At 59.8% G+C, this 20,699-nt stretch carries 18 protein-coding genes; 14 read left to right on the top strand and 4 right to left on the bottom strand.

Going from position 1 to position 20,699, the window contains the following annotated elements:
- Positions 1 to 48 precede the first annotated feature (48 nt).
- From KTN04_RS06080 to KTN04_RS06070, 3 genes are read left to right on the top strand one after another with little or no spacing between them, the layout of a single operon-like run.
- Positions 49 to 1,449, top strand: coding sequence for a Wadjet anti-phage system protein JetA family protein (locus tag KTN04_RS06080; protein WP_217334334.1), 1,401 nt, complete (start codon positions 49 to 51; stop codon positions 1,447 to 1,449).
- Complete coding sequence (locus KTN04_RS06075; protein ID WP_217334333.1) at positions 1,450 to 2,307, top strand: DUF4194 domain-containing protein; 858 nt, start codon at positions 1,450 to 1,452, stop codon at positions 2,305 to 2,307.
- Positions 2,304 to 5,720, top strand: coding sequence for an SbcC/MukB-like Walker B domain-containing protein (locus KTN04_RS06070; RefSeq protein ID WP_217334332.1), 3,417 nt, complete (start codon positions 2,304 to 2,306; stop codon positions 5,718 to 5,720). The genes KTN04_RS06075 and KTN04_RS06070 overlap by 4 nt, the downstream gene beginning before the upstream one ends.
- 4 nt (positions 5,721 to 5,724) lie before the next feature.
- On the opposite strand, the gene KTN04_RS06065 is transcribed toward KTN04_RS06070, so the two are convergent.
- The gene (locus KTN04_RS06065; protein ID WP_217334331.1) at positions 5,725 to 6,387 is read right to left on the bottom strand and encodes a hypothetical protein; all 663 of its coding nucleotides are present in this window, start codon (positions 6,385 to 6,387) and stop codon (positions 5,725 to 5,727) included.
- Positions 6,388 to 6,508: 121 nt separating this feature from the next.
- Here KTN04_RS06065 and KTN04_RS06060 point away from each other — a divergent pair, with 121 nt between their 5' ends.
- The gene (locus tag KTN04_RS06060) at positions 6,509 to 7,816 is read left to right on the top strand and encodes a DUF3422 family protein (RefSeq protein WP_217334330.1); all 1,308 of its coding nucleotides are present in this window, start codon (positions 6,509 to 6,511) and stop codon (positions 7,814 to 7,816) included.
- Positions 7,817 to 7,874: 58 nt separating this feature from the next.
- Positions 7,875 to 8,195 carry a BolA family protein gene (locus KTN04_RS06055; protein ID WP_217334329.1) on the top strand — a complete coding sequence of 107 codons (321 nt, stop codon included), beginning with the start codon at positions 7,875 to 7,877 and terminating at the stop codon, positions 8,193 to 8,195.
- Positions 8,196 to 8,360: 165 nt separating this feature from the next.
- Here KTN04_RS06055 and aroA read toward each other — a convergent pair whose 3' ends face one another.
- Together aroA and KTN04_RS06045 are read right to left on the bottom strand one after the other, a co-directional pair.
- On the bottom strand, positions 8,361 to 9,641 hold the full coding sequence (aroA, locus tag KTN04_RS06050; RefSeq protein ID WP_217334328.1) for a 3-phosphoshikimate 1-carboxyvinyltransferase: 1,281 nt from the start codon (positions 9,639 to 9,641) through the stop codon (positions 8,361 to 8,363).
- A gap of 72 nt (positions 9,642 to 9,713) precedes the next feature.
- Positions 9,714 to 10,241 (bottom strand): methylated-DNA--[protein]-cysteine S-methyltransferase, encoded by a 528-nt coding sequence (locus KTN04_RS06045; protein ID WP_217334327.1) that lies wholly within the window; start codon positions 10,239 to 10,241, stop codon positions 9,714 to 9,716.
- Between the two features lie 101 nt (positions 10,242 to 10,342).
- Here KTN04_RS06045 and KTN04_RS06040 point away from each other — a divergent pair, with 101 nt between their 5' ends.
- The 4 genes from KTN04_RS06040 to KTN04_RS06025 all read left to right on the top strand — a co-directional run bounded on the left by KTN04_RS06040 (position 10,343) and on the right by KTN04_RS06025 (position 14,147).
- The gene (locus KTN04_RS06040; RefSeq protein ID WP_217334326.1) at positions 10,343 to 10,588 is read left to right on the top strand and encodes a YdcH family protein; all 246 of its coding nucleotides are present in this window, start codon (positions 10,343 to 10,345) and stop codon (positions 10,586 to 10,588) included.
- A 159-nt stretch (positions 10,589 to 10,747) separates the two neighbouring features.
- On the top strand, positions 10,748 to 12,541 hold the full coding sequence (locus tag KTN04_RS06035) for an ABC transporter ATP-binding protein (protein WP_217334325.1): 1,794 nt from the start codon (positions 10,748 to 10,750) through the stop codon (positions 12,539 to 12,541).
- Between the two features lie 15 nt (positions 12,542 to 12,556).
- Positions 12,557 to 13,672 carry a phospholipase D-like domain-containing protein gene (locus KTN04_RS06030; RefSeq protein ID WP_217334324.1) on the top strand — a complete coding sequence of 372 codons (1,116 nt, stop codon included), beginning with the start codon at positions 12,557 to 12,559 and terminating at the stop codon, positions 13,670 to 13,672.
- A 10-nt stretch (positions 13,673 to 13,682) separates the two neighbouring features.
- On the top strand, positions 13,683 to 14,147 hold the full coding sequence (locus tag KTN04_RS06025) for an outer membrane lipoprotein (RefSeq protein WP_217334323.1): 465 nt from the start codon (positions 13,683 to 13,685) through the stop codon (positions 14,145 to 14,147).
- A gap of 39 nt (positions 14,148 to 14,186) precedes the next feature.
- Here the strand turns inward: KTN04_RS06025 and KTN04_RS06020 are convergent, their stop codons facing one another.
- Positions 14,187 to 14,765, bottom strand: a complete 579-nt coding sequence (locus KTN04_RS06020; protein WP_217334322.1) for a YecA/YgfB family protein — start codon at positions 14,763 to 14,765, stop codon at positions 14,187 to 14,189.
- Between the two features lie 107 nt (positions 14,766 to 14,872).
- On the opposite strand from KTN04_RS06020, the gene recQ reads away from it, so the two are divergent.
- The 5 genes from recQ to KTN04_RS05995 all read left to right on the top strand — a co-directional run bounded on the left by recQ (position 14,873) and on the right by KTN04_RS05995 (position 20,567).
- Entirely contained in the window at positions 14,873 to 17,005 is a 2,133-nt protein-coding gene (gene recQ, locus KTN04_RS06015) for a DNA helicase RecQ (RefSeq protein WP_217334321.1), read from the top strand.
- Positions 17,002 to 17,427, top strand: a complete 426-nt coding sequence (locus KTN04_RS06010) for a YqaA family protein (protein WP_217334320.1) — start codon at positions 17,002 to 17,004, stop codon at positions 17,425 to 17,427. Before recQ ends, KTN04_RS06010 begins: the two co-directional genes overlap by 4 nt.
- Before the next feature lie 5 nt (positions 17,428 to 17,432).
- On the top strand, positions 17,433 to 18,227 hold the full coding sequence (locus KTN04_RS06005; RefSeq protein WP_217334319.1) for a hypothetical protein: 795 nt from the start codon (positions 17,433 to 17,435) through the stop codon (positions 18,225 to 18,227).
- 309 nt (positions 18,228 to 18,536) lie between these two features.
- Positions 18,537 to 19,865 carry a KamA family radical SAM protein gene (locus KTN04_RS06000; RefSeq protein ID WP_217334318.1) on the top strand — a complete coding sequence of 443 codons (1,329 nt, stop codon included), beginning with the start codon at positions 18,537 to 18,539 and terminating at the stop codon, positions 19,863 to 19,865.
- A 120-nt stretch (positions 19,866 to 19,985) separates the two neighbouring features.
- The gene (locus KTN04_RS05995; RefSeq protein ID WP_217334317.1) at positions 19,986 to 20,567 is read left to right on the top strand and encodes a PhnA domain-containing protein; all 582 of its coding nucleotides are present in this window, start codon (positions 19,986 to 19,988) and stop codon (positions 20,565 to 20,567) included.
- Positions 20,568 to 20,699 lie beyond the last annotated feature (132 nt).

The raw sequence follows: 20,699 nt of genomic DNA, 5'->3' as shown, positions 1-20,699 counted from the left end.
TCGCTACTATAGCGCGTTTACGCAAACCGACCACAAGCGGACGATTCAGTGCTGTTCAACAAGCTTCCAGATGATATTTTTCACCCGCTTTCGGGGCAGAACCGGCAGGTGTACCAGTCGGTGTTGCTGGAGTTGGCGGATCTCTTCTTTGATGAGGATCTGATCGACCCTTTTATTCCGCGTGACCTGGTACGTTCGACCATCGAAAACGCCGTAGTACGTCTGGGCGTGCGACGCTGGGAGAACGAGGCCGGTGACGAACCGGCAGCCGAGTTGCCGCGCTCGTCGGCGGAATACACCAACCGTATCTACCGTCGCCTGGTTCAGACCGGCTGGCTGGAAGAGGAGCAGAGGGTCTACCGTACCTATGTACTGCTGTCGCCTTCGGTCAGCTACCTGTTGAGATCCCTGGTCAGCATCGCCAAGCTGGAGAAACGCAGTTACGGCGGTGCGGTATTGAACGTCCTCAGCTCACTGGAGTCGGCCGTCAACGACCCCGAGGGGCGCGGCATTACGCTGGCCGAAGCGGCACAAACAGCGGCGGATTTCAGCGCCCACCTGACCGATATGATGCTCAGCCTGCGTGAGCTGAAGATCAATCTGTCGGCGAGCAACAACCCGCAGGAAATCGTCCGCGGCTTCTTTGATCGCTTTGTGGAACAGGTGCTGGTCTCCGACTACAAGACCTTGAAGACGCGCAACAACCCGTTCCGCTTTCGGCGCCAGATTCTGTCCATGCTGCGGGATTTGCAGTTTGACCCGCTCAAGCTGCAGCAGCTGAGCGAGCATTACCGCATGCAGCTGGACCTCTCCTACGATGTGGCCGAAGCGCAGGTACATCAGCATATCAACCGTGTCATACGTATCTTTGAATCGGTGGATCAGCGCCTGGCCGCCATCGACGATTTCCGCTACCAGCTGGAAAAGCGCGTGGCCGATACCGTGCGCTACATGGACAAGACCACGCCGGGCATGGCTGCACGCCTGTCCCGGGTTATTGCCGCGGCCAGCAAGCTGCCGGAGCACCTGATGCCGACCCTTGATACGCTGGACGAAGTCGGGTTCATTTCACCGGCCAGCGTGCGTGCGCCGGTGCGGCGTCGTATCGAAGCCAAGCCCCGCGTGATTACTCAGCAGGCCATCGATCCCAAGGTGCTGGAAATGCGACGTCTGTTCAAGGAATGGAAGGAGCGCCGCGAGGTCAATGTTGACCGCATTGAAACCTATCTGGAAAGCCAACTGGCCGGGCGCGATCAGCTCAAGGCCACGGATTTCAGAATCGAGTCAGTGGAAGACTACATCTGCTTCAGCTATGTCCGCCATTTGAGCTCGCTGGGCAAGAAGGCGCGTCACATGCGCAACCGCTATCGAATTCAATTTGAAGACCACTACGTCAACGTCTCCAACATGGTGGAGTGTCGTGGTTTCATTATCCACAGGAATACCTAAATGCTTGGTGATCTGCAGAAAATCGTCTCTCGCAATGAACAGCATGACGCGGATGATTTCATTCGTGCCGCCGGCCAGTTGCTGAGCAGCCAGTTCCTTTATGCGGACCGCCCGGTGCATCGTGAAGGCTACTTCCTGATTGCGAGCAACCTGGACTATTTCCGCAACCTGTTTGCCGCCATCGGCTGGACCCTGGTGTATCAGCCGGACGAAGCCTTTCTGGGGGTGATTCCCCAGGGCGAAGAGCGGGTGCTGAAACTCAAGCTGGACGAATCGTTGCTGATGCTGTGCCTGCGCCAGCAGTATGAACAGAAGCTGGAAAATTTTGAAGTGGAAGGGGGCAAGGCCTATACCACCACGGATGAGCTGTTGCGCCTGTTTTCCAGCCTGACCGGCAAGGATATTCCCAACGAAACGCGCCTGAAAGAGATACTGTCGCTGTTTACGCGACATGGCTTGATCGAGCGTGGCAAGAGCGAGGAAACCGAGCCCAAGAACATTCCGCTGCGCATCAATCCGACGATCCGTCAGGTGGTGGTGGAAGACTACATTGGCCAGCTGGAGGCCCTCTGCGACATGGATATCCGCGACAGCCTTGAGGGTGGGGATGCCGAGGCAGCGGCAGAGTCTGTCGAAGCTCAACCGGATGCTGACACGGCTGAAAAAGCGGCCGAGGATAGCGCAGACGCAGACGCAGACGCAGACGCAGACGCCAATGCCAATGCCAATGCCAATGTGGAAGCGTTCTCCGAGCACGAAGAGGAGGGCACCAACCCCATCGCCCGTCGCGTGAGCCCTCGCGACCAGGATGCCGATACCGAACACGCCGATGACAAAGCAGAGGACACCCCTTCATGAAACAGCTTAACCGAATCGTACTGGTCAACTGGTATGTGTTGGGGGCCGTCGAAATCCCGATCAAGGGCAATGTGGCCATTGTCGGCCCCAACGGTTCCGGCAAGTCGTCGCTGCTTGATGCCATCCAGACCGTGCTCATGGGCGGTCACAAGCGCCATCTGAGCTTCAACGCCTCAGCCGGCGAAAAAAGCGAACGCTCCCTGCGTACCTACTGCCTGGGCTTCATGGATGACCAGGGCAAGAAGGCCACCGAGCGAGAAGATGCTCTGACCTACATGGCGCTGAGTTTCATGGATACGGAAACCGGCAAGGAAAGCTGTATCGGTATCGCCATCAGTGCATCCACCGCCAGTGCCGAAGAGGATGTGCTGGGCCGCTTTATCCTGCCGGACTTCTCGGTGTCTCTGGATGACTTCTCCGTCAAGGAGGGCCAAGGCCGGCTGCCGCGTCCCTGGAACGAGGTGCGGGACAGCCTGTTCCAGCAATGCCCGGACATGGTCCTGGAGAAACGTGCCAATCGCTTTATCCGTGACATGGTGACCCACCTGAGTCACGACCCGCAGATGCCGAATGATGACGATAAGTTCATCAAGAACTTCAAGAACGCGCTCAAGTTCGTGCCGATCGATAGCCCGACCCGCTTTATCCGCGAGTTCGTGCTCGATGAAAACATTGTCCATGTCGGCGCCTTCCGCAAATCGCTCGACGAATACCGCGCCATGGAAAACAAGACCCAGGAGGTCGCCAGCCGCATCGGTGAGCTGGAAAAGGTGCAGGAGCTTTGCGGGGGCATCAGCCGCAACGTCAGCAATGCCGTCGAGTACGAGTGGGTGGTGCACGAAGCGCGTTTTGAAAATGCCGACCTGCGCAAGGAGGACACTGCCGAACGGCTGGAGGCTGCCACCGAACAGGAAGAAAAGCTGCAGCAGCAGCTGGAAGAAAACAGCACCCGCCTGAACCAGGCGATGCAGGATCTCGCCGATGCCCGTGCCGAGCTGAATACCAGTGACTCCGCCCACAAGATCAGCGCGCTGGAGTCCACCGTGAAGGCCCGCCAGCATGAGCACGGTGTGGTGCGCGACAAGATTCAGCAAGCTTATAGTCTGTTGCGCACTACGGTCGATTTTGCAGGTTACCGCGAGTTGCTGCCGGAGACCTTCCGCCCGCTTGTCGAGCGTTCCGTTGAGCTGTGGCGCTCCGGCGAAAACCTGTCGGCCGATGCCTGGCCGGCTGAGCCGGTCAGTGTCGACAAGGTGATCGAACAGCTCAAGACGCAGGTGGACGAGGTACGCAAGGCGATTGGTCGCCGCTATGAAGAATCGGTCATTCGCATCAATGATTTGCGCAGCCTGATTCAAAACCAGAAAAGTGCCGTTGAGCAGCTGCAGCAGGGCCGTGCCCCCATCCGCCACAACACCCGTGAGCTGATGGAGCTGCTGGCGGAATACGGCATCGACTCGACACCGATCTGTGAACTGGCCGATATCAACGACGACAAGTGGCGCGTGGCCATCGAATCCTTCCTGGGCGCGCGCCGTGAAGCGCTGGTGGTGGCGCCGGACCGGGTCAAGGAGGCGATCACCCTGTACCGTCGCAAGGGGCGCCACCTCAAGGGCTGCCGCATCATCAATACCACCAAGTCCGGTGACTGGCTGCATCGCAGCAAGCGCGGCTCGCTGGCCGAGTTTATCGACACCGACAATGAGCATGCACGCGCTTACATGAACCGTGCTCTGGGCGGAGTGATAGCGGTGGAGACCGAGCACGAGCTGCTGCGCCAGGAGCGTGCCCTGACCTACGACTGTATGTTGCAAACGGAAGGGTCCACCACTTCCATCAATGAACTGAGCCCGATCATGGGCATCCGTCGCCGTCAGGATCAGCTGCAGGTGCAGGGGCGTCAGGTGGATGAGCTGATCGCCGAATTTACCACGCTGGGGCGTCGTCACGAGTCACTGGAGCGGTTACGCGATGCCCTTATCAGCATGACCACCGGTTTGGCCCAGATGACCGAAAGCGTGTTCGATCTGGTCAACCAGCGCGCTCAGCTGGGCAGCGAGATCGAGGGTTACGAGCAGGCCATCGTTGACCTGCGCAACCACGATGACAGCGGTATCCGTCAGCGCATCGCGGAACTGGCTGAGCAGCAAAAGCAGATCGACGCCAAGCAGAAGACGCTGATGGATAAGCTGCAGAAGGTACGCACCGGCATGATCAAGGACAGTGCCAGCCTTGAAGTGCTGGAGCAGGAGCTGGTCGAACATGCCCAGGCTCGTGCCCAGTGCGAGGAAAAGCCACAGTTCGATGCCCAGTCGGCACAGGAAAAGCGCGACTACCTGGATGAAAGCTGCAGCGGCGAACTGGAGCGTGTCATCTTTGAAGCGGCCAAGCGCGCTCAGTCCGAGATTCAGCTGCATGAGAAGAAAAAGAACGCCGTGCGCGATGCCGTGGCTCAGTACAAGGCGCGCTATCACGGCGGCGGCATGAGTCATCAGGAGCTGGACAACATCAGTGCCGACTCCAGTCATGAGGATCTGGAATTCTACGTCAACAAGACCGTACAGGCGCTGCGCGATTCCGAGCTGGCGGAATACACCCAGCGTGCGGAACGGGCGCGACTGGAAGCGGAAACCGCGTTCCGCTCCGACTTCGTGGCGCACCTGAATGACCAGATCAATCAGATCAAGGATTTGATCCGCGAGCTGAACAGCCATCTCAAGAACCGCCCCTTCCACCAGGAAATGTACAGTTTCGAGATGATGCCCAACCCCGAGCTCAAGGACATTCTGGAGCTGGTGGAAGCGTATACCCGCCTGGATCAGGCCAATGTCGGTACGCTGTTCGATATCGAGCATCAGGGCGAAAACGATCATCGCGAAGCGCTCAACAAGATTCACGACGTGCTCAGCGATGAAGGCGAGAGCAGCCTGCTGCAGGATTACCGCAACTTTTACAATTTCGAACTGGTGGTCAAAGACCTGGATGGCAACCGCAAGACCACGTTGACCCAGCGTATCAAGACCGGTTCCGGTGGTGAGCACCAGGTGCCCTTTTATGTGGCAATGGCAGCGGCCCTGGGCGCAACCTACCGCTTAAGGGAAGGCAACGACGGTCAGCCGTTGGGGGGAATGAGCCTGTCCGTGTTTGACGAAGCGTTCAACAAGCTTGATTCCGAGAACACAGTGACCTCGCTGGGCTTCATGTCGGATCTGGGGCTGCAGACCATTATTGCCGCACCGGACGAAAAGTACTCCCTGCTGTCATCCTGCATGGATACCATCATCAATGTTTGCCGTGACGGCCGTGTGGTGGATCTGGATGTGGAGTTCCCGACCGAGCTGGGAAAGGAGCTGCTGGCCTCGGATCACCCGCATAAGGTGATGGCGGCTGAAGAGAATGCGCTGCCGGCCTGACCGGTCAGCGCAGTGCCGGTGCTGTCGCCGTCCGTGAGGCCGGCGCGCCGGTGCGGTCCAGGTCCGGGATCAGGCTGGCCAGCGGCTGCTGTCGGCAGAAAATCATCAGACGTGGGCCGGACGGCCTGGCCTGCCAGTCATCAGGGTGGTCGAGCAGGTCCAGCAGGACGGCATCCGGCCCCAGCGGTGCCTGTTCTTGTTCAAGGCGCCAGTCGCGAAATTGGCCGTTGGCCAGCAAAGCGCCTAGGGCCTGACCGTTCCAGTGTGCGGGCAGTGTCTTCAGTGGCGCCAGCAACCGGCTGCTGTCGGGGGCGTGCAGGTGCGGGTCACGTGGAAAAGACAGACGCGCACTCAAGTCGGTATGGACGCCCAGCAGCTCGTTGTCACGCACATTGGCGCCGAATTCCAGCGTGCCCAGCCCTTCGATCAACCGGCTCAGGCTCCACCGGCAGCGCTTGATCAGCTGCCAAGCCGGGTCCATGGAGCGCCGTGACCCCAGGGTATAGCGTACCGGGGCGCCCTTGCCGAAGAGTGTCAACTGCAGAAAGTGGCTCTGAAAATCCACCAGGCAAGCGGGGCTTTCGACCAGACAGTAGGGGGCTTCACGCTGGCAAAAGGCGATCCATTGGGCGCGGCTTTCCAGTTGTGGCAACACTCGGACGATCATAGATAACTCGCATGGGGCAAGCCGCCAGTATAAGCCAAAACCCGACGGATTGACGATGCGTAGAGGCTGTTCATGCACGGGTCAATTCTTTAAGGTAGTTTCATTTGCCCGGACATCATTGATGAATATCCACCCGCTGCGTTCCCATCTATACGACGAATTGCACTCCCGGCCCTTTCAGGTCATCCCCAGCCCCGCGCGGATTACCCATATTGCCGTGCTTTGCTCGGAAGCGGAAAAGCATGCCCAGAGCGAGCATTTGCAGGAACTGCATGCCGTGTTTGGCTGCCCGGTCAACCACCATGACCTGAACTGTTACGAATACGATTGTGGCCATTTCCGGCTGCGCCGCGAAAAACATACCGAATTCACCACCTATACCTTTATCAACCTGGATATCCCCGATGGCAGCGACCCCTTCGAGGTGACCGGTCTGACGCCGCTGCCGCAGGGCTGGATCGATGCGCTGCCCGGTGAAGTGGTGGCGGCGTTTCATGTCAGCGTGGAAGATGCGCGTCAGGCGCCGGAGCCGGATCTGCCGGTTGTAAAGGCCGCGTTTGAAGAGATGCGCCTGGTGGGCAGCAGCCCGCAGAACGGTGATGCCCGCGTCTGGGCCAGCTTTCAGCTGCATTCGGACGGCTTCGGCCGGTTGATGGTGGTCAACAAGCAGATGAGTGATAGCCAGCTGGGTCGCCTGACGCAGCGTCTGATGGAGATCGAGACTTATCGGTTGATGGCGCTGCTGGCATTGCCGCTGGCACGCTCGGTCTCGCCCGAGCTGGTGCGCATGGATGATCGCCTGGCGCAGCTGACCCAGCAGCTGGCGGATGACGGGGAGGTGGATGAGCCCAAGCTGCTGGCAGATCTGATCGACATGGCGGCAGATATCGAGTCCTGGCGGGCGCGACTGACGTTTCGCTTCAGTGCCACTCAAGCCTACCACGCCCTGGTGCTGACGCGGCTGGAAGAGCTGCGCGAGGATGAAGTGTCCGGGCATCTGACCATCACCGAGTTCATGACTCGCCGCCTGACACCGGCGGTACGCACCTGTCAGGCCAGCGGCAAGCGTCTGGAAGATTTGTCGCGGCGGGTCGACCGGGTCTCGGACATGATGCGTACCCGGGTCGAGCTGGGCATTCATCAGCAGAACCAGCAGCTGCTCAGCTCGATGGACCGTCGTTCCCGCATCCAGCTGATGATGCAACATACGGTGGAGGGGTTATCGGTGGTGGCCATCAGTTACTACCTGATCGGGCTGCTGAAGTATGTGTTCGAAGCGGTGTATGATGCGGGTATCCCGATCGACACGTCGCTGGCGACCGGTGTGTCGGTGCCGGTCGTGGCGTTCAGCGTCTGGCTGGCGACCCGGCGCATTCACCACCATTTCATCAAGATGGCGCGCAGGGAGTCCGGTCAGTCTCGGGACTGATCAGGCGGCCTGATAGCTACGGTTACATTTTGATCAATCACCTGACTGCGGAGCAAAGATGAGCGTTGCAGAACAACTGGAAAACCTGCTTCAGGCAGGCTTGAACATTCAGCACATTCAGCTGGAAAACGAAAGTCACATGCATTCGGGGCCGGCCACTGAGAGCCATTTCAAGCTGGTGCTGGTCAGCCCGGACTTCGAAGGCAAGCGCCTGGTGCAGCGTCATCAGCAGGTGTATGGTCTGGTAGACGAGCTGATGCGCAATCCCATTCACGCGCTGGCACTGCACCTGCATACCCCGGACGAGTGGGTAGCCCGCAATGGCGAAGTGCCGCTGTCACCGACCTGCAAGGGTGGCTCCAAGGCTGAACAGGGCTGAGGTTATGGTGTGTGCCCGCTCAGCGAGTGTGGCGGCCATTGCGAGGGCTGCCACTTTCGTGCACAGAGTGTGCCCCCGCAGGCTACCATGATGTGACAGGCTCCCACGGGACAGGGCATATGGTTTAGCCCAGTGGGAGCTCGCTCCGCCAGTGAATGAGGCGGCTCAGCGTGTAATCTGAGCGAAGAGGTCGAAGTATTCCGGGAAGGTCTTGCGGGTGCAGCCCGGATCATTGATGGTGATCGGGGCGTCACCAAAGGCGGCCAGCGAGAAGCACATCGCCATGCGATGGTCGTCATAGGTGTCAATGGCGGCACTTTGTACCTGCGCCGGCGGCGTGATCTCGATGAAATCCTCGCCTTCCACGACCTCCGCACCCACTTTACGCAGTTCGGTCGCCATGGCGCTGAGGCGGTCGGTTTCCTTGACGCGCCAGTTGTAGACGTTGCGAATGGCGGTCGGTCCCTCGGCAAACAGTGCGGTGGTGGCGATGGTCATCGCCGCATCGGGAATAGCGTTCAGATCCAGATCCACGCCTTTGAGTTCGCCTTTGCTGACTTCAATCCAGGTGGGGCCGTAGCTGACCTGTGCGCCCATCTTGCCCAGCACCTCGGCAAAGGCCTTGTCACCCTGCACGCTGTCGGAGCCCACGCCGTACACGCGCACGGTGCCGCCGGCAATGGCCGCCGCGGCCAGGAAATAGGACGCTGAAGACGCATCACCTTCCACCATGACTTCGCCCGGGGAGCGGTACTGTTGCCCGGCCCTGATGACAAAACGTTGATAATTCTGGTTATCGACCTCGACACCAAACAGCTGCATGGTGTGCAGCGTGATGTCGATGTAGGGCTTGGACACCAGTTCACCGTCCACATTGATCACCAGGTCGCTCTCGGCCAGCGGGGCGGTCATCAGCAGCGCGGTGAGGAATTGGCTGGAGATATTGCCGCGAATGCTGACTTCACCCCCTTGCAGGCCCCGGGCACGGATTTTCAGCGGTGGGTAGCCTTCGTCACCCAGATACTCGACCTGTGCGCCCAAGGGGCGGAGGGCATCGATCAGATCGCCGATGGGACGCTCGTACATGCGCGGTTCGCCGGTCAGGGTAAACTCGCCCTGGCTGGCACAAAGGGCGGCGCAGAGCGGGCGCATGGCGGTGCCGGCGTTGCCCAGAAACAGTTCCAGAGCCTGTTCGGCGCTGAATGACCGGCCCAGTCCCTCCAACTCACAACTGCGACGGTCATCAGCCAGCGTATAGTGCACGCCCAGTGCCTTTAGGGCAGTGAGCATGTGGCGTACATCATCGCTGTCGAGCAGATTGGTGATGCGGGTTTTGCCCTGGGCCAGGGCCGCAAGCAGCAGGATTCGGTTAGACAGGCTCTTGGAGCCCGGAATCTGAACGGCGCCGTCGGCGTGGGCCAGCGGCTGCAGGGTCAGGGTATCCATGGGTGGCAGCTTCACTCTACGCAGGTCGTGGGCTGCATAAGCTACCGTTATTCGGCGCCAAGGTCGAGTCTCCTAAGGTGGATTGTCGACCGCCTCAGGGCAGACGCGGCACTGGGGCAGCTGTTCATGCAGTTGCAGTGGTACCTGTTCCAGCTGCAGCAGCTTCAGTTTGATCTCCAGGCCGCCACCGTAGCCGATGAGGCTGCCGTCACTTCCAACTACGCGGTGGCAGGGGATGATGATCGAAATCGGGTTGCGGTTGTTGGCCATGCCCACGGCTCTGAAGGCCTTGGGACGCTCGATCATGCGCGCAATGCCGGCATAGCTGCGGGTCTGGCCGTGCGGAATCTGTTGCAGCGCGGTCCAGACCTCGCCCTGAAAGGGCGTGCCGACCGGGTTCAGCGGCAGGTCGAATGCGGTGCGCAGGCCGTGAAAGTAATCGGATAACTGGTCGCAAGCCCGCTTCAGTACCGGATGGCTGGGCTCGTCCGTGCCCGCGGGGGCGCGCTGGCCGAAGTCGACCCGGCACAGCCCTTGGTTGTCAGCCTGCAGGGTGATGGGGCCAACCGGCGTGTTAAACATTACGTGAGTATGAATCATTGGGCCTCCGCGTGCCGCTGTTGATACCGGTCAATGACCCGGTGACCTGTCTGCAGGATAGTGAATGTACACAGCGACAACAACTTCAGGACGTTACACATATGACAATCGAACATCACGATCTGGTCCATGAGCTGCCCGAATACCGCGATCAGATTCACACCCTGAAAATGGAAAACAATCACTTTGCCCGTCTGTTTGACGAATACCATCAGGTTACCCGTGATGTGGAGCGCATGGAAACCGAGGTGGAGCCGGTGGCGACTCACACCGAAGAGGAATACAAGCTCAAGCGCCTGCACCTCAAGGACCAGCTGTATGCCATGCTGAAAGCGGCCGGCAACTGAGCTCGGCGCACCACGCGATTCATAACACCCGCCTTGGCGGGTGTTTTTATATCCGAGGCTGGCGTACATTGACATCAGGCTTGGCCGTTTGCACGTACAAGCGGCCAGGCAGTGCTCTGCAAGAGCCCTTACGATGTCGTGTGTTGCAAGGAGCTTCGGGTGTCCCAGTCATCTCCATCCAGTTATACCTGGCGTTATATCTTCAATATTGCCCTTGGCCACAAGCGCGAGCTTATTCTGGCCAACCTGATTGCCATTGCGGCGGCAGTGCTGAGCGTGCCCCTGCCGCTGTTGATGCCGCTGCTGGTGGACGAGGTGCTGCTTGAACAGCCCGGCGTCGTGGTTGCCAGTGTCAACGCACTCTTTCCCGAAGGCTGGCAGGGCGCGCCGCTTTACATTGGTGCCGTGTTGGTGCTGACGGTGCTGTTGCGGTTGCTGGCCATCGGCTTGAACGTACTGCAGGCGCGCCAGTTCACCATCATTTCCAAGGATGTGATCTACCGCATCCGTGTTGGCCTTCTCGAACGCTTGCAGCGCATCTCCATGGCGGAGTACGAAACGCTGGGCAGTGGCAGCGTGGCGTCTCACTTCGTCACCGATTTGGATACCGTTGATCGCTTTGTCGGCAGTTCGGTCAGCCGGTTTCTGGTCGCAGTGCTGTCCATCATCGGGACCGCCGTGATTTTGATTTGGATGCACTGGCAGCTGGCGCTGTTCATTCTGTTTCTCAATCCCTTTGTCATCTGGATGACCATGGCCGTGGGCAAGCGGGTCAAGCACCTCAAGGCGCGAGAAAACTCCGCGTATGAACTGTTTCAGTCGGCGCTGACGGAAACGCTGGATGCCATTCAGCAGGTCCGTGCTGCCAACCGGGAGAAACATTACCTGGTGCAGTTGACTGATCGGGCACGGGAGGTGCGCGATCACTCGACCAGCTTCGAGTGGCGCTCCGATGCCGCCAACCGTTTCAGCTTCATGCTGTTCATGATCGGCGTTGACCTGTTCCGGGCCGTGTCCATGCTGATGGTGGTGTTTTCCGATCTATCGGTGGGGCAGATGATGGCGGTGTTCGGTTACCTCTGGTTCATGATGGGGCCGGTGCAGGAGGTGCTAGGCATGCAGTATGCGTGGTTCGGTGCTCGCGCGGCCCTGGAGCGGGTCAACCGTTTGCAGGCGCTCAAGGCCGAACCGCGCTATCCGCAGTTGCAGAACCCGTTCGAAGGGCGCAAGACCGTGAGTCTGAGTCTGCGCGACGTGCACTTTAGCTATTACCCGGGACAGGACGTGTTGAAAGGCATTTCACTGGATATCCCGGCCGGTGAAAAAGTCGCTCTGGTGGGCGCCAGCGGTGGTGGCAAGTCGACTCTGGTGCAGGTGCTGTTGGGGCTCTATCCGCCGCAGCGGGGCGAGGTCTGCTTTGACGGCGTGCCGGTGCAACGCATAGGTTTGGAACGGGTGCGTGAGCATGTGGCCACGGTGCTGCAGCAGCCGGCGTTGTTCAACGGCACGGTGCGCGACAATCTGACCATGGGGCGTGATGCCGATGATAAGACGCTGTGGCAGGCGCTGGAGGTGGCCCAGCTGAAAGACTTTGTCACCGGTTTGGAACAGGGACTGGATACCCTGGTCGGGCGCCAGGGCGTGCGCCTGTCCGGCGGTCAGCGCCAACGCTTGGCGATTGCCCGCATGGTGCTGTCGGACCCGGCGGTGGTGATACTTGATGAAGCCACCTCGGCGCTGGATACCCAGACCGAGCATGCACTGCACCGGGCGATGTCCGAGTTTCTGCGTGACCGCACCACGGTGATCGTGGCGCACCGGCTCAGTGCCGTAAAGCAGGCGGACCGTGTGTACGTGTTTGAAGATGGCCATATCATTGAGCAAGGCAGTCACGATGATCTGCTGGATCAGCAGGGGCTGTATGCCCAGCTGTACGGGCAGCGCCAGATGTAGTGGGAGGCAGAGGACATGCGGCAGCGGTTCCAGTGGCGTGGCGGTAATCGGGTCGAGCTGATGGTGGACGGGGAGGCATTTTTCCCCGCCATGCTGGCTGCCATCGAGCAGGCGCACTCCAGTCTGCAGCTGGAGTTTTACCTGGTCATTTCCGGCAAGATCATGGACCGTTTCATTCGGGCGCTGACGGATGCCTGCCGGCGTGGTGTGCAGGTGCGGTTGATCATCGACGGTTTCGGCGGGCGCCACCTGAGTCGCGCCGACCGCCAGCGACTGGAAACGGCCGGGGTGCGGCTGGTGGTGTACAACCCCTTGCAACTGAACAAGTTGACCCGCAACTTTGCCCGTGATCACCGCAAGCTGATGCTGGTGGATGAGCGCCTGGCATTCATAGGTGGTACCGGGCTGGCGGATGAATATTGGTTGTCGGAGCGGGCCGGTTGTCCCTGGCATGAGGTGATGTGCGCCGTTGAAGGCCCTGTAGTGGCTGATCTGGCCCGCCTCTATAACCGGCTATGGTTCAGGTGCACCGGCCAGCAGTTGCCGCCACCGTCCGCCCAGCCGGAGCGGGGACGGGCGCTCATGCGGGTAACCACGGTGCAGGGACTATACCAGCAGGACATCAAGGTCGCTTTTCTAAACCACGTCAACGCTGCCAGTGAGCGAGTCTGGCTGGCGACGGCTTATTTCATGCCGTCCTTTTCAATCCGATCGGCGCTGCGGCGAGCGGCGCGGCGTGGGGTCGATGTGCGCATGCTGGTGGCCGGGCCTTACACTGACCAGTTTTGGGTCTATCATGCCTCCAAGCGTTATTACCGTCGGTTGCTGAATGCGGGGGTGCGTATTTTCGAATATCAGCCACGCTTTTTGCATGCCAAGGTAGGACTGGTGGATGAGTGGGTGTCTCTTGGATCCTGCAATTTGGACCACTGGAACCTGCGCTGGAACCTGGAAGCCAACGTCGAAGTGGTGGAGCTCGACCTGACACGTCAGGTCGAGCAGCTGATGCTGGCTGACCTTGAGCAATGTGCCGAAATTACCGCAGCCGAGTGGTCAAAGCGACCCTGGCATCGCAAACTGAAGGAACTGGTCTGGGCATTGATCAGTCAACTGGTTTTGAAGATCAAGTAGAGACATGACGATGAATAGAGTGATGGCTGTGGCCGTGTTATCGGCCGTGACCCTTCTGAGTGGATGTGCGCAACAGGGGCTCTACGGCACCAGTTACAGCCGTAGTCAGGTCGGTCAGGCGCAAACGGTGCAGTATGGTACGGTGCAGTCAGTGACGGCTGTGCGCATTGAAGGCCGTGATGACGGGGTGGTCGGCAGTGGTACCGGGGCGATCGTCGGCGGTATCGCCGGCAATCAAATAGGTGGTGGCAGCGGGCGCACTCTGGCGACCGTGGTCGGTGCTGTCGCCGGTGGCCTGATCGGTCAGCGTGTGGAGAAGGCGGCAACCGGGCGTCAGGGGCAGGAAATTACCCTTCGCCTGGACTCGGGACGTGTGCTATCGGTGGTGCAGGAGGTGGAGAACGGTCAGTTCTTCAATCCGGGTGACCGTATTCGTGTACTGGGTCAGGGACGCTCACTGAAAGTCACCTATTGAAGACAGGCAGCGGCCTCGATGGCCGCTGCAAGGCCTGGCTTACTTATCCGGGGCATGGAAGTGCAGGTACAGGTCGACCAGCACTTCCGGAATCTGTACGCACATTTCTTCGCGCAGCGAACGGTCCTTGCTGATTTCCACCACATCTTCATCTTCAAACAGGTCGGACGCGACCATGATCGGCAGCAGCAGGCCGGCAACGGTCTCTTCATCCTGACCGAACCAGGCGTCTTCTTTCAGAAATACACCTTCCATGAACGATTGGGCCCAAATGGTCAGCTCGGTGCCTTCCTCGCCGTCTTCCGGTTCCAGGCTCAGTTCGCAGGGCAGCAGGATTTCCTGATCGTTATAGAGATCATTGCCGATGGTGCGGTAGAGCTTGCGCAGCAGTTCGGTGATCTCCTGTTGCTCGGCGGCCGAGGACCACTCGGGTTTGCCGTCAAATAGCTGCTCCAGCCATTCCGCTTCGGGCACGGCATCCGGGCTGATATTCAGGGCACACAGAAAACCGTGGGCACCAATCAGGTCCAGGGCTTCATCGGAGACCGCTGGCGAGAACAGAAACTCTTCCAGACGATCCAGTTCTTCTTCGGTGATCAGGGCAATATTGGCAGTCATGACAGCGCATCCGCATAAGAGAAACAAATTGGATTCTAACGCGAACCGGGGCCCGGGGATACGGTTGCGGGATGACTTCACCCGGGGGATCACGGATAATGCCGGCCATGATTGAACGCGCCCGACAAATACTCGCCGATGTCTTCGGCTTCGAGTCCTTCCGCCATCCTCAGGATGAGGTCGTGGCTACCCTGATCGAGGGCCGAGATGCCCTGGTTATCATGCCCACCGGTGGCGGCAAATCCCTCTGTTATCAGTTGCCGGCGCTGGTGCGTGAGGGGTGTGGCATCGTGGTTTCACCGCTGATCGCGCTGATGCAGGATCAGGTCAGTGCTCTGTCGCAGCTGGGCATCCGTGCCGGGTGCCTCAACTCCTCCATGAGCCTGGACGCGCTGCAGGAAACCGAGCAGCAGCTGCGCAGCGGCGAACTCGACCTGCTGTATGTGGCGCCGGAGCGGCTGCAGCAGCCGCGCACGCAAAACCTGCTCAGCCAGTGCCGGCTGGCCCTGTTTGCCATCGACGAAGCCCACTGCGTCTCCCAGTGGGGGCATGACTTCCGTCCCGAATACATGCAGTTGAACCGGCTACGTGAACTGTTTCCGGGGGTGCCGCGCATTGCCCTGACGGCCACGGCGGATGCGCGTACCCAGCAGGAAATCGTGGACCGACTGGAGCTGACAGAGGTCCGCGCTTTTGTCTGCGGTTTCGATCGTCCCAATATCCGCTATCGCATCGGTCAGAAGAACCGTGCCCGCGAGCAGCTGCTGCGTTTCATTCGTGAAGAACACCCACAGGATGTGGGGGTCATTTACTGCCTGTCACGCAAGCGGGTAGAAGAAACGGCCGCCTGGCTGTGCGAGCGCGGCTTCAATGCCTTGCCCTACCATGCTGGTCTGGATGCCGGACTGCGCCAGCACCACCAGCACCGCTTTCTGACCGAAGAACCGGTCATCATGGTGGCGACCATCGCGTTCGGCATGGGCATCGACAAGCCCAATGTGCGCTTTGTGGCGCACCTGGATCTGCCGCGCTCCATCGAGGCCTACTACCAGGAAACCGGCCGTGCCGGGCGAGACGGTCTGCCGGCGGATGCCTGGATGGTATACGGCCTGCAGGATGTGATCTTTCTGCGCCAGATGCTGGAAGGGTCAGGGGCCGAAGATGCGCAGAAACAGGTGGAGCGGCAGAAGCTGGAAGCGATGCTGGGGCTGTGCGAAATCACCAGTTGTCGGCGCCAGGCGCTGCTGGAGTATTTTGGCGAGCGCGACCACCTGCCCTGTGGCAACTGTGACACCTGTCTGGAACCGGTTCCGACCTGGGACGGCACCGAGGCGGCCCGCAAGGCGTTGTCGGCGGTGTACCGCAGCGGTCAGCAGTATGGCGTCAACTACATCATCGATATCCTGCGCGGCCAGTCCAATGACAAGACACGACAGCGCGGTCATGAGCAGCTGTCGGTCTGGGGCATCGGCCAGGACCTGGATGCCCAGCAGTGGCGGTCGGTGTTCCGCCAGCTGGTGGCACGCGGCTACCTCAATGTGGACCCCCAGGGGTTTGGCGTGCTGCATCTGAGCGAGAGCTGCCGGTCGCTGCTCAAGGGCGAGGAAACGCTGGAATTGCGCCGTGATCTGCGCCAGAAAGCGCCCTCGGCCGGCAGTGGCAAGGGCCGCAGTGCCGTGGCCCAGCAGCGTTTGGATGCAGAAGAAAACCGTCTCTGGGATGCCCTGCGGGCTCTGCGCAAGCAGCTGGCGCAGGAACAGGATGTGCCGCCCTATGTCATCTTCCACGATGCCACCCTGATGGAGATGGTGCTGTATCGGCCGCTCAGTGGCGAGCAGCTGCGCCGGCTCAGCGGGGTGGGGGAGCGCAAGCTGGATCTATATGGCCAGCCGTTCCTGGATCTGATTGCCGAACATAATCGTAATGACGATGACGGCAGCGACCAGGCGGAGCAGTCGTTGCTGCTGTACCGCAGCGGTATGACGGTCGAGCAGGTGGCGCGGCAACAGAAGCTGTCGCCCAATGTGATTTACGGCCATCTGGCCCAGGGAATCCGCCAGCGTCAAATCAGTGTCGATGAGGTGGTCGAGTTGCCGGCCGGGGAGCGGGAAGAGATCGAAAAGACCATGCGCTTCTGTCGCCAGCAATTCGGTGACTCACTCAAGCAGGTGCATGAAGCGCTGGAAGGGCGTTACGAGTACGGCCTGCTGCGCTGCATTCGTCAGAGCCTGGACATGTGATCGAAGCGCTGCAGGGGCCGCTGGCGCTGTTTATCAGTGCGCTGATCTCGTCTACTCTGCTGCCGGGCGGGTCCGAAGCGTTGCTGGCCTGGCAGCTGGGACAAGAAAACGCCTCGCCTGGCCTGTTGTGGCTCAGTGCCACGACGGGCAATGTGCTCGGCAGCCTGCTGACCTTCGCCATGGGGCGCTGGATTGCCACCCGCTATCCGCTGCGCGCACTGGACAACCCACGCCACCGGCAGGCCCGTGATTGGCTGGAACGCTATGGCCCGCTGGGTCTCCTGCTGGCCTGGCTGCCGATCATCGGGGATCCTCTGTGTCTGGTGGCTGGCTGGCTGCGGCTGGGCGTGATCGCCAGTCTAATCGCCATTACTCTGGGCAAGGCGCTGCGCTATGCTGTGATCATTGGACTTTTCGGTTGAAACGGATGACCAGACTCGTTGTGCTCAGAATCATTCAAGGGCTGCTGCTGTTGATCCTGCTGTTGCTCCTGGCCAACATCTGGCTGGGGCGTGCGCACCAGGTCTGGTGGCAGGATTCGGTTCGCGTGGCTATTTACCCGGTCAACGCCGATGGGCTGCCGCTGACGCAGGCCTACATCGATCAGTTACGCGAGGACCACTTCACCGATATCGAAACCTTCTTCAGTCGTGAAGCAGCACGCTACCGGATGGCGCTGGCACAGCCGGTGGAGGTGATGCTGGCCCCGCCCATTCAGGCGACGCCGCCACAGGTGCCGGACGATCCCAGCATTGTCGATGCCGTGTTTTGGTCGCTGCGCATGCGCCTGTGGGTGTGGCGCCATGATACTGCGCCGGGGGAGGCCGATGCCCGGATTTTCATCAACTATCATCTGCCGGGCAGTCCGGTCGACATGCCGCGCCATTCGCTGGGACTGCAGCGCGGGCAGATAGGACTGGTGAACGGTTTTGCGGGCATTGATTATCAGCCGCGCAATAATCTTATCGCCGTGCACGAGTTTCTGCACACCCTGGGCGCCAGTGACAAGTACGATCCCGCCACTAATCAGCCGTTGTGGCCCGACGGCTTTGCCAACCCGACACAGACCCCCCTGTTGCCGCAAAAACGTGCCGAGATCATGGGCGGCCGGGTACAGGTCAGTCCCGGCTGGGCCATGCTGCCTCCTGACCTGCGTCATGTCGTGATCGGAGCAGCCACGGCTATTGAAATCAATTGGTTGGCTGTGCCGCCGGCACCCTGATGGTACTTTTCTTGACCCTCATCCGGCCCTGTAGGACAATAGCGGTTGATTGTCACTCAGCTAGATCGGAGGTTTTTAGCGGGTAATCGCGGTTTTTATAGGTTTTATCCTGCCTGTTTCCTGCTGTTCTTCAGGCAGCACCCTCTTGTGTGGTGCCGTCGCGCATGTTAGGCATGCGCCCCCTCCCGACAGGGTGGTGCAAACGCATCAGCCTTGCCGAGTGTCTCCTTTTCATCTGATTTGCACAGTGCTGTGCCAAGCTGGTGCCGTGCCTTTTTTGTTTCTTAACCAAGGTTTGCAAGGGAGCCCATGAATTCACACACACCGATCGATGCTGTCCAGATTGCCGAAGTCGACGCCCCGGCGTTCAAGGTTTACACCGCACGTCACCTGCAGCAGATTGAGCAGTTGCAACGACTTCCCTCCCAGCTCAAGCATGAGATGGAAGTGGTTGCATCCGTGCTGCCGTTCCGGGTCAACAACTATGTGATCGATCAGCTGATCGACTGGGATGATGCCATCAACGATCCCATGTTTCAGCTGACCTTCCCGCAGCGTGGCATGCTCAAGCCGGAGCATTTCGACGCCGTGGAAGCGGCTCTGGCGACCGAAGACAAGGCCGAGATCAAGCGTGTGGTCAACGAGGTGCGCCAGGCATTGAATCCGCATCCGGCGGGGCAGATGGAACACAACATTCCGCGCGTCAATGGCGAGCCGGTCAACGGTATCCAGCACAAGTACAACGAGACTGTACTGTTCTTCCCCAGCTCCGGTCAGGTGTGCCACAGTTACTGTACCTTCTGCTTCCGCTGGGCACAGTTTGTCGGTGACCAGTCGCTGAAAATCGCGGCGAAGGAGTCGGGTCAGCTGTGCGATTACCTGCGTGAGCACCCTGAAGTGACTGATGTGCTGATCACCGGGGGGGATCCCATGGTGATGAAGACCAAGAATCTGCGTGCCTATCTGGAACCGCTGCTGGAGCCAGAGTTCGACCACATCCGTACCATCCGTATCGGCTCCAAGGCGCTGACCTTCTGGCCATATCGTTTCGTGACCGATGAGGACAGCGATGACTTGATGGCGCTGTTCAGCGAAATCATTGCCGCCGGCAAGCACCTGGCGTTCATGGCGCACTATAACCACTGGCGCGAGATGGAAACCGATATCCACCGTCAGGCGGTGGCACGTATTCGCGAAACCGGTGCTCATATCCGCAGTCAGGGGCCGCTGTTGAACCACATCAACACCGAAGCCAACGACTGGGCGAAGATGTGGCAGACTCAGGTGGAACTGGGTATCCAGCCGTACTACATGTTTGTTGAGCGCGACACCGGTGCCCAGCACTATTTCGAAGTGCCGCTGGCGCAGGCTTGGAATACCTACCGTGATGCCATGAAGCAGGTCAGCGGCATTGCCCGTACCGCCCGTGGCCCGTCCATGTCCGCCACGCCGGGCAAGGTGGAAATTCAGGGGGTGACCGAGATCAACGGCGAGAAGGTGTTCGTGTTGCGCTTCATTCAGGGCCGTAACCCGGATTGGGTTCAACGTCCGTTCTTTGCTGCCTATGATGAAAATGCCACCTGGCTGAATCATCTCAAGCCGGCTTTCGGTGAAGAGAAGTTCTTCTTCGAAGACTGATAGCGGTGCCGTCGCATCGTGATCAAAAGGCTGCCTGTGGGCAGCCTTTTGTGTTCATGGCCACAAAAAGTGCGCGGGTTCTGGCATAATGCGCCGCTTCATTATTCAGGAGGGTCGATCATGACAACCGAACAGGCTCTGCATACCCGCAGCGAATCCAAGTGTGAACTTTGTGGTGCAACGGACGATCTAGCCGTCTTTGCCGTGCCACCGGCTGCAGAGGACAGCGTTGATCAGTCGGTTCTCCTGTGTGGCAATTGCCGCAACCAGGTTGAAAACCCGGATCAGGTGGACCCCAACCACTGGCGCTGTCTGAACGACAGCATGTGGAGTCAGGTGCCGGCCGTGCAGGTCATGGCCTGGCGCATGCTGAACCGTCTGCGTGGCGAAGGCTGGCCGCAGGACTTGCTGGACATGATGTACCTGGACGATGAAACTCTGGCCTGGGCACAGGCAAGCGGTGATCATCTGTCGGAAGAGGAGGTGGTGCGCCACCTGGACAGCAATGGAGCGGTACTGGAAGCGGGCGATACCGTGACCCTGACCAAGGATCTCAACGTCAAGGGCTCCAGCCTGACGGCCAAGCGCGGCACGGCGGTGCGCAACATTTCCCTGGTACATGACAACCCTGAACAGATCGAGGGCCGTGTCGAGGGGCAACGCATCGTTATCCTGACCAAATTCGTCAAGAAGCAGGGCTGAGCTCTGCACGCGGCCTGCCAGCCTTTGCATGGCAGGCCTTTGCCTTCGGGCGGTCCCGCCTGTGTTGCTTGTCCGGTTCAAATTTAAGCGTTCGGATTGATCTGTCTGCTGGAGTTCATGCGTGGGGCGGAT

The organism is Marinobacterium weihaiense (assembly GCF_019061305.1).
Classification (GTDB): domain Bacteria; phylum Pseudomonadota; class Gammaproteobacteria; order Pseudomonadales; family Balneatricaceae; genus Marinobacterium; species Marinobacterium weihaiense.
Note: the sequence above shows the minus strand (reverse complement) of the source record. Positions and strands in the feature narration are given on the sequence as shown.